The sequence below is a fragment of the Cupriavidus sp. FW305-3-2-15-C-LB2 genome (assembly GCF_058787575.1).
Map to the genome: position 1 here is coordinate 25,754 of NZ_JBYSZW010000030.1, position 14,048 is coordinate 39,801.

The following is a 14,048-nucleotide window of genomic DNA, read 5'->3' on the forward strand; positions in this document are numbered from 1 at the left end:
CGGGGCCTTCAGCCCCGCCCCCGCCCCGCCTTCTCCGCCAGCGGCGAGCGCACGCGAAAATGCGCCGCCAGCAGCGCCGCGAATTCCTCCGCGATCTCCGATGGCGCGGAATGCCCGGAGAACGCCATGCGCACCTCCACCGGGCAGCGCGGTGCGAGCGGCACCACCCGCAAGCCGTGTCCGAATACAGCCGCGACATAGGGATTGACGATCCCTATGCCCGCCCCTTCGGCCGCCATCGTGCAGATCGTGCCTGAGTAAGTGGTCTCGATGGTCGCCGACGGCTCGACGCCGGCTTTTTGCATGAGCCGCTGCACCGCCAGGTGCAGCGCATCGTCTGCGTTCAGCAGGATCAGGAACTGCCCGCGCAAGTCGCGCACGCGAAGGGTGTCGCGCGCCGCCAGCGCGTGTTCCGGGTGCATGACGCACACCGCCCCCGACTGATGCACCACGTTGACATCCAGGTGCGGATGATCGATCTCGCTGGTGGTCAGCACCAGGTCGTACAGTCCATGCAGCAACCCTTCGCGCAACTGGTGCCCGCCGACCGTTTGCAGGCTGATATGCACGTCCGGGTGGCGCTCGGTGAACGGCCGGATCACCTTGGGCATCACCCCCAGCCCGAGTGAAGGCGTGCAACCGATACGCAGCACGCCGGTGCCGGACTTGCGCAGCACCGCCACGTCCTGTTCGATCCGCGCCAGCCCCTGGAAGTGGTTCTGCACCGTGTCGAACAGGCGCCGCGCTTCCTGCGTCGGCCGCAGCCGGCCCTTCTGGATATCGAACAGCTTCAGTTCAGTCGCCGCCTGCATCTGGGCCAGCAATCGGCTCACCGACGGCTGGGTCGTATGCAGCATGGCAGCGGCCGCGGTCGTGGTTCCGGTCAGCATGACCGCGCGGAACGCCTCGATCTGGCGGAAATTCAGGGGACGGGACATGGCATCGGCAAGGGACGGGCGCGTCGGGCAATGTATATCAAATCTGCATAGGGTGCATTGAACAAAGAATTATTCAGAATGCCAACCCCTCCTCTACACTCGCTTCGCATTGCCGCTTCCAAGACGGCAGGACCAGAACCCAAGGAGAAAGTTGATGAAGCGGCATTCACCCCGGAATGTTTGGAAACGCGCGATCGTTGCGGCCGTGCTGGCCATCGCCGGCACGGGCAGCGCGCTCGCCCAGCCGGGCTATCCGGACCACACGATCCGGATCATCGTGCCGTTCAGCGCCGGGGGCAGCTCGGACCTGCAGGCACGCATGCTGGCCGACCGGCTGGGCAAGCTCTACAAGCAATCGGTGGTGGTCGAGAACCGGCCCGGCGCCGGCGGCCATATCGGGGGCAAGGCCGTGGTCGATGCGGCGCCCGACGGCTACACGCTGCTGCTGGGCTCGCTGGGCCTGCATGCCACTTATGCCACCTTCAAGAAGCTGAACTACAACCCCGCCACCGACCTCAAGGTCGTGACGGTGCTGGCCGAGATGCCGCACGTGGTGGTGGTCAACCCGAAGCTGGCGGTGAACAACCTGCAGCAACTGGCCAGCCTGGCGCGCCAGCAGCCAGACACGCGGACCTTCGGCTCGGCCGGCGTCGGTTCCTCGGTGCACATGATGGGCGAGCTGTTCCGGCTCAATGCCAATGCCCCGATCACGCACGTGCCATACAAGGGCAGCTCCGCGGCCATGACGGATCTTCTCGGCGGCCAGATCGACATGATGTTCGAGAATCCGCCCACCACGCTGGCCTATATCCGCTCCGGCAAGCTCAAGGCGCTGGCGGTGACCGGCAAGACCCGCTCGGCCGCGCTGCCCGATGTGCCCACTGCCAGCGAAGCCGGCTACCCGTCGTTCGTGGCGACTTCCTGGACCACGGTTGCGGTTGGCGCCAGGGTGCCCGATGCGATCGCGGACAAGCTCAACGCCGATATCCGCCAGATCGTGGCCACGCCGGAGTTCCGGCAGGGACTGCAAGAGCAGGGCATGACCCCGGTGGCCAATACGCGCGATGCCGCGCAGAAGTTCGTCGCCGCGGAGAAAGTGCGCTGGGACCAGGTGATCCTGAAGGGCAGGATCAGCGCCGAATAAGCGGCTTCCATCCGCGCACGGACACGCCCCCTTCATGGCTGGCCGCGCGGCCAGCCATTGCCCCTTCCAGACTTCAGCTTCAACACGGACACACACGCTTCATGTCAACGGAACGCATCATTGCCAAGCCGCTGCCCTGCCGCCGCGTCGGCGCGGGCGAGCCTCATCACTTCTTCGGCTACTACAACAAGACCAACTGGGACCGCAGCGGCCGCTACCTGCTGGCGCAGCGCGTGCCGATGGCCGATGCCGACCTGACCCCCGACCTGGTTGCCGAGATCGGCTACTTCGACCTGCAGGACAACGACCGCTTCCATCGCGTGGGGGTAACTACCGCCTGGAACTGGCAGATGGGCTCGCAGCTGCAATGGCTGGATGGCGAAGCACAGCGCCAGCTTGTCTACAACTGCCGCACCCAGGACGCGAAGGCCTTCTATCCCAATCTGGGCGCCACCATCTTCAACCTCGACACCGGTGAAGCGCGCCAGTTGCCGATGCCGGTCTATGTGGTCGCGCCGGACAGCCGCTATGCACTGTGCGTGGACTACCGCCGCCTCTACGTCACGCACCAGACCATCGGCTACAGCGACCACGGCACCCAGCCCGCGCTGGACAATGCGCCCGCCGACGACGGCATCCACTACATGGACCTGCGCACCGGCCAGACGCGCCTGGTCGTGAGCTACGCTGATCTGCGCAACTTCAATCCGCGCGCCTCGATGGACAAGGCCATCCACTGGGTCAGCCACATCGAAATTAACCCGTCCTCATCGCGTGTGCTGCTGCTGCACCGCTGGACCGAACGGGTCGAGGACGAAACCTGCTTCCTGCACCGGCTGATCACGGTCAATCCGGACGGCAGCGACATGCGCTTGCTCGAATGCTCCGACCATCCGCTGCCGCAGCTTGCCGAAGATTTCGATCCGAACGCGGTCGGCACCTTCGACTATGAGAAGTCCGAGTACCAGATCTCCCATCCGCTCTGGCAAGACGATAGCAATATCATCGTGTGGGGACCGCACGCGGGCAGCATCCACTACCACCTCTACCACGACAGCCCCGGCGGCAAGGTTGAAGTCATCGGCGACGGCATCCTGACCGAGAACGGTCACATGACCTTCTCGCCCACCAACAAGCGCTGGCTGCTCAGCGACACCTATCCCGACGCGCACACCAACGAGCGCGTGCTGTTTCTCTTCGACATGGCGCAGGGCGTGCGCCATGACCTGGGCAGTTACTACACCAGCCCGGTCCTGAAGAAGGAAAACCGCTGCGACCTGCATCCACGCTGGAGCCGCGACGGGCGGCACGTGTGCATCGATTCGATCCACGACTCCGAGCGGCAGATGTATATCGTCGACGTTTCCGCGCTGATCGACGAGGCAGGCCAGGCGTAAGGCGCCCCCGACACAAGCGTCGCAGCACGCTGCTGCCCTGTACCCCTGCGCCAAAGGCACCAGCCTGGAAGCGCCATGGGCAGCGCCCTCTCTCCGAAGCCCCCCTCCCCCACACGCCGCCAGCCAGGTCACGCTGGCGGCAATTTCCGCCGGCCGCAACCTGCGTACCTGGCAGTCCCCTTGTCTCCCGCCCTCGGTGCCAAGTCCCATGTTGCCCCGCTTCCTGGCTATGGCGCGCTGCCGCAGCCGCCTGCCTGTAAACAGGGCGTGCAAAAAGGGCATTCTTCACCAAAACTGATGATGAGCATTCGGCAGTCCCGGGCCTGACAAGGTCCCGCCAAGCGCGAGTCACGCCCGGTCCGGCTTCAAGGACCGGCGCAACAGGTAGCGCAAGCATCACATAAGTGATGCTAAAGGCATTTTACAGTGAGAAATCGGCCTATCGGCCGGCGAAGGTGCGGCCACGACGCGGCTGTCTCAACCCGGCACCCCCCACTCCAAACGGACGTTGGATTGGTGGAAGTCCGGTCACAATCGCTGATTAAGGCTGGCACAGTGGTCGCTACGTCAACAGGACTCCCCCGACTTGTCAGCAATGGCACCTCGCCGGAAGGACTGGGTGCGGCCGCGTCGCGCGCGGACGGCAGCTTTTTGCCGCAACCGCCATGCAGAGCCTTGCCACCGATCTCACTGATTACCCGACCTGTAGAAGGAAAGCCGATGTTCTCCGAAGCCGAGCCTCCGCACTCGATGCGCCACGCCTCTCGCGCCAAAGCCCCCACTCTGCCGCCATGGATCACGGCGCGGATGGCACAACATTTCGACGAGCGGATGGGCAAGCTCTGGGGCGGCGATCATCTGCTTCACGGACGCACTCCCGGGCCCGATGCACTGCACCTGAGCAGCAACGACTATCTCTGCCTGCTCGGCGAGACCTCTCTGGTACAGGCGCAGGCGCGGGCCTTCCTCAATGAAGAGCCGGAGTTGCTGATGTCGTCCGTGTTCCAGCACGGCGACACCCCGCAGCGGCGCGTCGAGCGCAAGATCGCAGACCTGATGCAGGCCGAGGACGGGCTGATCGCCCAGTCCGGCTGGGCCGCCAACGTCGGCCTGGTGCAGTGCATTGCCGGCCCCGGCATTCCGGTCTATATCGACATGAACGGGCATGCCTCCCTGTGGGAGGGCATCATCGCCGCGGGCGCGCAGGCCGTGCCGGTGCGCCACAACGATTGCGAGCACGTGCGCCGCCAGCTTGAGCGCTTCGGCCCGGGCGTGATCATGGTGGACTCGGTCTACAGCACCACCGGCAGCGTGGCGCCGCTGGAGGACTATGTCGACCTGGCGGAGGCGTCTGGCTGCGTGCTGGTGGTGGACGAGTCGCACTCGCTCGGCACCCATGGGCCGTCTGGCGGCGGCCTGGTGCGCGCGCTCGGGCTGTCCGAGCGCGTACACTTCCGCACGGCCTCGCTGGCCAAGGCGTTTGCCGGCCGCGCCGGCTATGTTGCCTGTTCGACCGACTTCAAGGACTTCTTCGCGGTTGAGTCCCGGCCGGCCATTTTCAGTTCCGGGCTGCTGCGCCATGAGGTTGCGTGGTTCGATGCCGTGACGGATTTCGTCGCCACGGCGGATGAGCGCCGTGCGCGCCTGCACGCCATCACTCGCGACACCCGGGCTGCGATTGCCGAACTGGGCTACAACATCAGCGAAGGCTCCGAGCAGATCATCGGCCTGGAGGCGGGAAGCGAGCCGCAAGTCAAGGTGCTGCGCGATGCGCTGCAGAGCCGCGGGATCTTCGGCGCGGTATTCTGTGCGCCGGCAACACCGAAGAATCGGGCATTGATGCGACTTACGCTGCATGCGAAACTTGCCGCCAATGAAATCGACCGCCTGGTCGGCGTGCTCGCCAGCATCCGCGACGAAGTCCGGCTGGATGAATGGTCCTCGACGCGCCGGGCCCGGCGCAAGTCTCAAAATCCCACAAGCGGGCCGCTGGCAGGCTCCCGCGAGGAGTAGTCCTGGAGATGGATGCAAAGGTAGCGCAAGCGGAAGACGGCCGCACCTCACTTGCCGGCGTCGCCCGCGATGCGTGGCAGACCGTGTTCGAGACCGCCGCGCGGGCCACCCTGCTGGACGAGGAAAGCGTCATCCGGCTGCGCCGGATCCAGATGGTGGGGGCGCTGGGCGTGATCGGACACCCGCTGTACTACGTGATCTGGTCCTACATCTTCCCGCAGCCCTATGAAAACCTCTGGCTGCGCCTGGTCTGCACCGCGCTGTTCGTGCCGCTGCTGTTCGCCTCCGCCTTCTCGGACCGGCGCTGGCTGCCGCCCTATGCGCTCTTTGCCATTACCATAGGCCTGCCGTTCGCCTTTATCTTCTTCTACCTGGAGAATGGCGGCTCCATGGTGTGGGCCGAATCGGTCATCATCGCGGTGGTGATCCTGTATCACTTCAACACCGCGTTCGCGACCATTGCCTTGTTCTCAGGGGCCGCGGCAGCCATTGCGCTGTTCGTGCTGGCGGGCAACTCCATGGGCGGAATCCCGTGGGAGCCGGTACTGCTGCAGCTGCCGGTGATCGGCTTTGTCATCGCGGTGCTGGTGGTGATCAAGATGGACCGCCAGCTGCTGGCCGAACAGAAGCGGCGCGGGATGGCCGCCGCGCTGGCCACCGTCGCGCACGAACTGCGCACGCCGCTGACCAGCCTGGCCATGACTGCCAGGGGCCTCAAGGCGCGGCTGCCGGCGGCCCTGGACCAGGACACGCCGCAGCGCGACGGCCTGATGCAGGCCGTGGCCCGGATGGAATCAGACCTGGCCCATATCAGCAACAGCATTGAACTGCTGGTCGCCAACTCCAAGAACCCGGACAACGCCACGCAGGAGCTGTTCGAACTGGGCGGTGTGATCCGCGACGCTGTCGGCCGGTTTCCGTTCGAGCACAGCGACCTGGATCTGGTCACCGTCGACCTGCCTGGCCCCGCCTACGTGATGGGCAACGCCCAGTTGTTCGGGCTGGTCACGACCAACTTGCTGAAGAACGCGCTGGAAGCGACCAAGCGGGCCGGCAAGGGCACCATCCATATCCGCTGCGAGGTCCGGCCCGACGCCGTCCATGTGGTGTTCCGCGACACCGCCACGGGCGTGCCGCCGCAAGTGCTGGCCCGGATGTTCCAGCCCTTCTTCTCTTACCCGGCACATCGCGGCACCGGCATCGGACTGGCGTTTTGCCAGAAGGTGCTGAACAGCTGGGGGGCAAGCATCAGCTGCCGCTCCGAGGAGCACGTGTTCACCGAGTTCGATATGCGCTTTCCCCGCAAGGGGAAATGGCCCGAGGCGCCATCGCAATAGCAATAGCAGGCGCCGGCATTGCGCCGGCGCCGCACAGCGACTTACACCCCCCCCCGGCGGCCTTCAGCCCCGCAACCTGCGCGGCATCCATGCCCAGGGCCCCTGCCATCCTCAGCATCAGCCCCTGGCTCTGCCGGGCTTCCGCACTGTCAAGGCGTTGTCGACAATTCCATAGATCGTTGACACGATGTCAACCAGGAATTAACAGCCCGCCGCGACCCGGCATCGTGCAGCGGGTTTACCTTAGTACGCAGCAACACAAGAGTTTGGGGTGAATCGCCCTACTGCCCCGCAACGCCCTGTCCCTAGTATTGACTCACCGCGCGGCGCCTGCAGGACTGCCGCGCGGTACCAGGCATACCCCGCCTGCCACGCATAGCCAGTGTCCCTGATTACCTCATCGAATCCAGCCGCTCACCGGGTGAACGGCTGCGGACACGGCTGCAAGAAAACATAGGAGACAACATGCTGCACGACCTGCCCGCCCGCCCCGAGACCGTCCACTGGGGCTACTTCGATGCCGCCAAGGCGCCCGCCCTGACCGTGAAAAGCGGCGACCTCATCCGCGCCGAAGCGGTAACCCACCATGCCGGCGATGCCCCCGACCTGATGATGGACGACGCCATTCGCGAGATCTTCCGGGCGATTCCCCACGACGACCGCAACCCCGGCGTGCACATCATGACCGGCCCTATCTATGTCGAAGACGCCAAGCCCGGCGACGTGCTGGAGGTGCGCTACCTGCAGATGATTCCGCGCTTCCGTTTCGGGGCGAATGCCGCGGCGCACTGGGGCCAGCTGTACAAAGAGTTCGAGAAGGAGCGGGTCACCATCTATGAGCTGGACCAGCGCTCCAACACCGCGCATGCCCTGTACGCCTTCGACTACCCCGGCAAGATGACCATCCCCGGCAAGCTCGTGGATGAGCGGGAATGCTGCCGGCAGCCGGCGCTGGCCGGTGTGCGGGTTCCCGTGCGCCCGCACCTGGGCACCGCTGGCGTCGCGCCCGACGCGCGCGGCCGCGTCACCACCGTCGAGCCCGGCCTGCATGGCGGCAATATCGACAACTGGCGCATCGGCGCGGGCGCCACCATGTACTACCCGGTCCAGGTCGACGGCGCGCTGTTCTCGATCGGCGACCCGCATATCTCGCAAGGCGACGGCGAGATCAGCGGCACCGCCATCGAGGCCTCATTGAACGTCCTGTTCCAGGTCGTCCTGCGCAAGGACTTTCACTTCCCGTCGCCGCTGCTGGAAACGCCGGATTGCTGGGTCGTCCATGGCTTCCATGAAGACCTGGATGAAGCCGGCAAGAACGCGGCCCGCGACATGATCCACCTGCTGACCGAGCAACAGGGACTCTCGCGCGACGATGCCTATTCGCTCATGAGCGTCTCGGCTGACTTCGGCGTGACGCAGGTCGTCGATGGCACCCAGGGCATCCATTGCACCATGCCGCGCTCGATCTTCCCGCCCAAGGACAAGGGCTGAGCCGTCAACTCAATACAAAGGGAGAGCGCCACATGCAATACGTCTACATCGGACGCAACGAGCTGGTTGCACTGATTGTCGGCCTGGTCACCGGCACGCTGTATTCCTGGCTGAACCTGCCGATCCCCGCGCCAAACGTCACCGGCGGGATCTGCGCCATCCTCTTCACCTACATCGGCTATCTGATCGTGCACGCATGGCGCAGGACCATCGCCTTCGGGCGGCCGCCGGAAAGCCGCTGAATCACGCGCAACTCATGAGATTGGGGAATGACATGGTGGAAATTGCATTGGGCAGCACCGAGCTGCAGGCCGCAGCCGTTGGCTTGGTGACCGGCGTTATCTACACTGCGGTACGTGCACCGATACCGGCCCCGAACGTGCTCGGCGGGATCTTCGCCATCTTTGGCACGTTCGCGGGATTCGTACTGGTGGCCGCGATGCGGGGGCAGTTGCTGTTCGGCTAGCGGAGGGCCTGGCCTTCGCAGGAAATGCTTTGGATGCGCGGCGGACAGCAATGTCCGCCCGTTTTCGCTGTTGCAGCGTGATGCCAGGGAGGTTCAATTGCACCTTTTGCGTTTTTCCACCGAAGCCTATCCACACAACCGGCGCGGCGCAGCCTGGCGTGACGAACTCCGCGCCGCACGCCTGCATTGCGAAAGCCTGTGCGCCGATCACACCCTGCACGGCACGATCGAGTCGCGGACCACCCCCGCGGGCATCGAGCTGACCTGCATTGCATCGGTCCCCCAGACGCTGGCCATCACCAGCGGCGACGGCCGCGGCCTGATGCTGCTGATGCTGACCGAAGGCGAAGCGCACCTCGCTGCGCCGGAACTGCGTGAACCGCTGCGGCCGGGGCAGGTGGTCTGCGTGCCGGAACACGCCGCCCGCAGGCTGGCCCTGGCCACCAGCTTCCGCATGCTGATCGTGCATATCGGCCAGGCCTTGCTCAGCGCACGCATCACGGCCCCCTTGCCTCGCTCCGCGCTGGTGCTGAGCGGCGACTCGGCGGAACTGTTTGCCCGCCTGCTCCAGTCCATGGCGGCCAGCTTCGACACCATCGTGTCCGCAAACGCCAAGGCCATCCAGCCCTTCGACAACACCATCACCGCCTGCCTTGACGCCGCGCTGGCCGACAGCCAGCCCAGCGCACCGCCGGACATGACGCCCTCGCGCGCGGCCGTCTTTGCGCGCGTCTGCAGCCGCATCGACGCACGCCTTGCCGAGCCGGAACTCAGCCTCGCCGCCATCGCCGCGGACGAGCGCATGTCGGCCCGCTACCTGCAGAAGCTCTTCGAGAAATCCGGCAGCAGCTTTTCCGCCTACCTGCGCACCAGCCGGCTCGAGCGATGCCGGGCCGACTTGGCGAACCACCAGTACGACAAGCTCTCGGTCTCCGACATCTGCTATCGCTGGGGCTTCAACGACCCTTCGCACTTCAGCCACGCGTTTCGCGAACAGTTCGGGATCTCGCCCCGCGCCTACCGTGAGCAGACGGCGAACACGCCCGAGCATCGCCCACCGCAGAATGTCTCCCGCGGGCTTCCGGCCCATGCGAAACGTGCTCCCACCAGTCCTGGCGCGCCCGCGAACGATGGCTCTGCTGCGCGCCTGCAACCGGCGCCCACCATCGTCTCCATCACCCAGGCCCGCTCGCACGCCGCGCGCCCGGAAGGCCGGCACCACTGGCTGCAGGCCACGGACAAGACCGTGCACTGGGGCTATCTCAGCCACGACCTGCCGCCCGTGCTCGAGGTCATGCCCGGCGACACCGTCACCATCGAAACCCTGACGCAGCACGCCTCTGACGACCGGGAACGCATGATCGACGGCGACGCCGGCGCCGAAAGCGTCTTTCACTGGACCGCAGAGCAGAAGAACATCAACCGGCGCGGCGCAGGCCCCATCGACGCCTCGGTCTATGGCCGCGGCGCCGGCGAAGGCTTTGGCGTGCATATCTGCACCGGCCCGGTCGCGGTGCGCGGCGCCATGCCCGGCGATGTGCTGGAGGTGCGCATCCTGGACGTGCGCCCGCGCCCGTGCTGCAACCCGCGCTTTGCCGGCAGGGCCTTCGGCAGCAACGCCGCGACCTGGTGGGGCTTTCATTACCGCGACATGCTGACCGAGCCGCGCGAGCGCGAAGTGGTCACCGTCTTCGAGATCGATTGCGAACGCGCCGACAGCCGTGCGCGCGCGGTCTACAATTTCCGCTGGACGCCGCAGCGCGATCCGTTCGGCGTGCTGCACCCGACCATCGACTATCCCGGCGTGCCGGTCGACCACGACACCATCGCCAAGAACTACGACGTGCTGCGCGATATCGAGATACCGGTCCGCCCCCACTTCGGCGTCATCGCCGTGGCGCCGGCGCAGGACGGCCTGATCGACTCCATCCCGCCCTCCAGCTTCGCCGGCAACCTGGACAACTGGCGCGTCACCCGGGGCGCCAGCGTCTACCTCAGGGTAGCCGTGCCGGGCGCCCTGCTGTCGATTGGCGATCCCCATGCCTCGCAGGGAGACTCCGAGCTGTGCGGCACGGCCATCGAATGCTCGCTCACCGGTGACTTCCAGCTCATCCTGCACAAGAGCACCATGATCGATCGCGACGCTCCCTTCGCCGACCTGAGCTACCCGCTGGTGGAAACCGCCGACGAATGGATCCTGCATGGCTTCAGCTCACCCAACCACCTGGCTGAACTGGGCCAGATGGCGCAGAGCCATATCTACCTGAAGTCCACCCTGGACGACGCCATGCGCGACGCCTTCCGCAAGACACGCCGCTTCCTTATGTCGGTCAAGGGGCTGAGTGAAGACGAGGCGGTTGCGCTGATCTCTGTTGCAGTGGATTTTGGTATCACGCAGGTGGTGAATGGCAACTGGGGTGTGCATGCGATTATCAGGAAGTCGATGTTCAGCCGGAACTAGCAGGCTGTCGCTCGGCGCAAGACCTATATGCGTCTCCGACGCTGGCCGCGAGCGGCACCCTGCTGGGCTGTCCCGTGATCGACAGCGCAAGCGCCCCTGTTAACGCCGGCTCGCCGCCGATCATGTCTATTGCCTGCCCGCGCGAGAGATAGCCCCGGCCAGCGCACCGCCCAATCTGCAAATTCTTGCAAACATCGTCGCAAACTCAGAAGAGTCCGATTGATTTCCGTTTTTGTTTCTGATTCATTGGTACTCGGCAAAAAACCGATTTATCAGAAGGAAAAATGATGCAAGACGCAAAGACGAAAAAGATTTATGTCGCAGCATTTGAAGGCACCAAGAAAGCAGACGGCGGCGAAGTTCTTCACTGCTCCGGCCATTTCGCCTATGAGAGACGCACGCTGGTGCGGGCCGGCGACGTAGCGGCTTATCTGGATGGCAGCACGGCCTGCTTGAGGGGCTGCTATGCCAGATAATCGCTACGCGCTTCGAAACGGGGACAAGACCAGCACGGATGGCGTACTTATCGCCACAGGGCGCAGCGCATTCCACCATGCCACTACGATAGGTGTCGAGGGGGACTATGCAACCTGCCCGGCCTGCAAAGCTGGCGGGCCTGTGATGAATGACTGTTACCCGGCTTTCGACGTTGACGGGAAGCAGGTATTGGTTAGCGGTGCGCGCGTCCACTGCAAGTGCCCAACGAAACCAATCGTCCTGCCATCGCAAACAGACTTCATCATCGAAGTGAACGGGGGTGGCGGCGGAGGTAATGCACGATCCGAAGGATTTTCGCACACCAATAACTTCACGGAACGAGGAAGTTACGATGAGCAGTTCCGAATTGTGGACGAGGACGGGCGTCCTATCCCGGGCGTGCCGTACTACATCAAGGACCAGTCTGGTAACGAGTACAAGGGCGTATCCGATGAAGATGGTGATTGCCCTCGCGTCTACACGAACCGGCAGGAAGCCCTCCTTGTTGTAGTAGGAATTTCGGCTTTGGAACGCTGGGAAAAATAATATGCCATATCAGTATCAACACAACACCAATAGAAACGATGGCTCCCGCGTTGATGTGCTGGGCCATTACATGCCTGCCCGCGCATTCTTTTTCGCTGTCGTGGAGGAGCCTGGGAAAGATGGCTTCCTCGTCAGAAAAATATACGCATCAGCGGATGACAGATTCATTCAGAAGCTGAATCTGAGCGAGCAGCAAATAAAGGCCGAACTAGCCCCGGAAAAGTATGGAATTAGCGCGAGGTATCCGGAATCCAAGATTTCCGTGCCCCAGCATGTTCTTGGGATGAATAATTCAAAGTACATTTCGGCCAGCGCAAGCACGCTCTTCCCGGAAGGGTCTCCGCGGATGAGTGGTCGAAGTATCTTCATTGATGTTAATAGAGCGGTGAAGGCCGGCGCGCGAATCGTTGAGACGCACGAAATAATGGCGCTGCTTGAGGCATATGAGCTAAAGCATCCTCATCTTGCCGAGAAGATCGCGCTTTATGGCAGCTGGGCAAGAGACATTGACAAAGAGGTGCTGCTGCATGGCCGCCCCGTGCCGGCAAGCGCAGTATTTAACGAATCATCTCTCCGTTTCACTCTGGGGTTGACCAAAACGGCCAGAGTCGTTCAAGTGGTTGGAATATTCTTTACTGCGTATGATCTGACCGCAGCAGCACAGCAATCCGTGGAGGTCAAAAGTGCCAGACCCATTACGAAAGAAGTCATTCGACAAGCAGGCGGCTGGGGCGCAGCATGGGCCGGTGCGAAGATTGGAACTGCGGCTGGAGCTGCGGTAGGCATTGAGACAGGGCCAGGAGCCATAGTCACGGGGCTCGTCGGCGGCATCATCGGCGGAAGCCTGGGTTATTGGGGCGCGGATTGGGCTGTCGATCAAATGGAGTGAGAAAAGTGCTCAAAAAATTGCGCGACAAGTTGACTCACAGGCGTATCGCCGAGGAGCGGAATCGAGCCCTCCGAGCACGCTTCGGCCGCTCGCTGGAAGAATTGCAACGTTTATTTTCTCGTCCGCTAGATGCGATGCAAATACCAGTGACTGAAAAGAGGCCATCTAAGTACCCTGAAATTTCCAGCTTATTACCCGGAGCGGGCATAAATGCCTTTTACGCTCACTTTCAGCTGGAGTCGGATAAAGTGCATGGGTTTATCGAAGGCATAAAAACTGGATTCGATAAAATTGATGAGCACCTGTACACGAGACGCAGCGGCAATGAGGTTGGAGACTTTTTCATTTCCATTGCGCTCAACGATGAGTTTTCGGGATCGATAGTATCAATGATGACCAACGATGTTTCAGTATTTGGTCGCATAGCAGTGGCCAACTCCGGTCCACCGCCTCCGTGGGTCGCCTTTCCAGAGATTAGCGAACCGCTTAAGCTGGGATTCCTGCAAGGCGATATTGAATATTGGTGGGATAACTATTGGTCTCCATTCTGGGAATCCTTAACCGCCGAAGAGCGCGAGGCATATTTAGGAAGACGCGGAGCCACCGAAGAATGGAAGCGTTGCATTTGGCTTCATGGAAGGGAGGCACGTGAGCTACTGGAAAGCGCGCTGTCCGAGAAGGATCAGGGATAGCATGACCTTCCGGCATGTTCCTGAAGGTGCGTCCGCAATGCGAGCATTGCTCCCTGAATTTCATCAACCGATGACTGTCGAGCGCTTGATAAAGGGATTCATTTGAGAGGGGAGCAACCCCGCCGCCGGCCGGTCTTTCAGCAACCTGCCAGGCGCCCACACGCACGGCCGAACGCTGCCTGTCGGCCCCTATAGTA

Annotated in this window: 13 protein-coding genes; 12 read left to right on the forward strand and 1 reads right to left on the reverse strand. The window is 63.3% G+C overall.

What is annotated here, in order from left to right:
• Positions 1-8: 8 nt before the first annotated feature.
• The gene (locus tag AC3WRR_RS21025; protein WP_058698918.1) at positions 9-938 is read right to left on the reverse strand and encodes a LysR substrate-binding domain-containing protein; all 930 of its coding nucleotides are present in this window, start codon (positions 936-938) and stop codon (positions 9-11) included.
• Between the two features lie 154 nt (positions 939-1,092).
• Between AC3WRR_RS21025 and AC3WRR_RS21030 the strand changes: the two genes are divergently transcribed.
• The 12 genes from AC3WRR_RS21030 (at position 1,093) to AC3WRR_RS21085 (ending at position 13,851) form a co-directional block, all read left to right on the forward strand.
• Entirely contained in the window at positions 1,093-2,082 is a 990-nt protein-coding gene (locus AC3WRR_RS21030; RefSeq protein WP_011616627.1) for a Bug family tripartite tricarboxylate transporter substrate binding protein, read from the forward strand.
• A 101-nt stretch (positions 2,083-2,183) separates the two neighbouring features.
• Positions 2,184-3,479: a hypothetical protein gene (locus tag AC3WRR_RS21035; RefSeq protein ID WP_492298029.1), complete on the forward strand. Its 1,296-nt coding sequence runs from the start codon at positions 2,184-2,186 to the stop codon at positions 3,477-3,479.
• 720 nt (positions 3,480-4,199) lie between these two features.
• Positions 4,200-5,492, forward strand: coding sequence for an alpha-hydroxyketone-type quorum-sensing autoinducer synthase (cqsA, locus tag AC3WRR_RS21040; protein WP_492298030.1), 1,293 nt, complete (start codon positions 4,200-4,202; stop codon positions 5,490-5,492).
• Between the two features lie 8 nt (positions 5,493-5,500).
• Positions 5,501-6,829 carry a sensor histidine kinase gene (locus tag AC3WRR_RS21045; RefSeq protein WP_010812530.1) on the forward strand — a complete coding sequence of 443 codons (1,329 nt, stop codon included), beginning with the start codon at positions 5,501-5,503 and terminating at the stop codon, positions 6,827-6,829.
• 465 nt (positions 6,830-7,294) lie between these two features.
• A complete protein-coding gene (locus tag AC3WRR_RS21050) occupies positions 7,295-8,320 on the forward strand; it encodes an acetamidase/formamidase family protein (protein ID WP_010812531.1) in 1,026 nt (341 codons plus the stop codon).
• Positions 8,321-8,352: 32 nt separating this feature from the next.
• Positions 8,353-8,562, forward strand: a complete 210-nt coding sequence (locus AC3WRR_RS21055; protein ID WP_010812532.1) for a XapX domain-containing protein — start codon at positions 8,353-8,355, stop codon at positions 8,560-8,562.
• A gap of 32 nt (positions 8,563-8,594) precedes the next feature.
• Complete coding sequence (locus AC3WRR_RS21060; protein WP_010812533.1) at positions 8,595-8,786, forward strand: DUF1427 family protein; 192 nt, start codon at positions 8,595-8,597, stop codon at positions 8,784-8,786.
• Between the two features lie 97 nt (positions 8,787-8,883).
• Positions 8,884-11,247 carry an acetamidase/formamidase family protein gene (locus AC3WRR_RS21065; RefSeq protein WP_492298031.1) on the forward strand — a complete coding sequence of 788 codons (2,364 nt, stop codon included), beginning with the start codon at positions 8,884-8,886 and terminating at the stop codon, positions 11,245-11,247.
• A gap of 284 nt (positions 11,248-11,531) precedes the next feature.
• A complete protein-coding gene (locus AC3WRR_RS21070) occupies positions 11,532-11,723 on the forward strand; it encodes a hypothetical protein (protein ID WP_492298032.1) in 192 nt (63 codons plus the stop codon).
• Positions 11,713-12,270, forward strand: coding sequence for a PAAR domain-containing protein (locus tag AC3WRR_RS21075; protein ID WP_492298033.1), 558 nt, complete (start codon positions 11,713-11,715; stop codon positions 12,268-12,270). Before AC3WRR_RS21070 ends, AC3WRR_RS21075 begins: the two co-directional genes overlap by 11 nt.
• 1 nt (position 12,271) lies before the next feature.
• A complete protein-coding gene (locus AC3WRR_RS21080) occupies positions 12,272-13,159 on the forward strand; it encodes a glycine zipper family protein (protein ID WP_492298034.1) in 888 nt (295 codons plus the stop codon).
• A gap of 5 nt (positions 13,160-13,164) precedes the next feature.
• The gene (locus tag AC3WRR_RS21085) at positions 13,165-13,851 is read left to right on the forward strand and encodes a hypothetical protein (protein WP_492298035.1); all 687 of its coding nucleotides are present in this window, start codon (positions 13,165-13,167) and stop codon (positions 13,849-13,851) included.
• Positions 13,852-14,048: the final 197 nt, after the last annotated feature.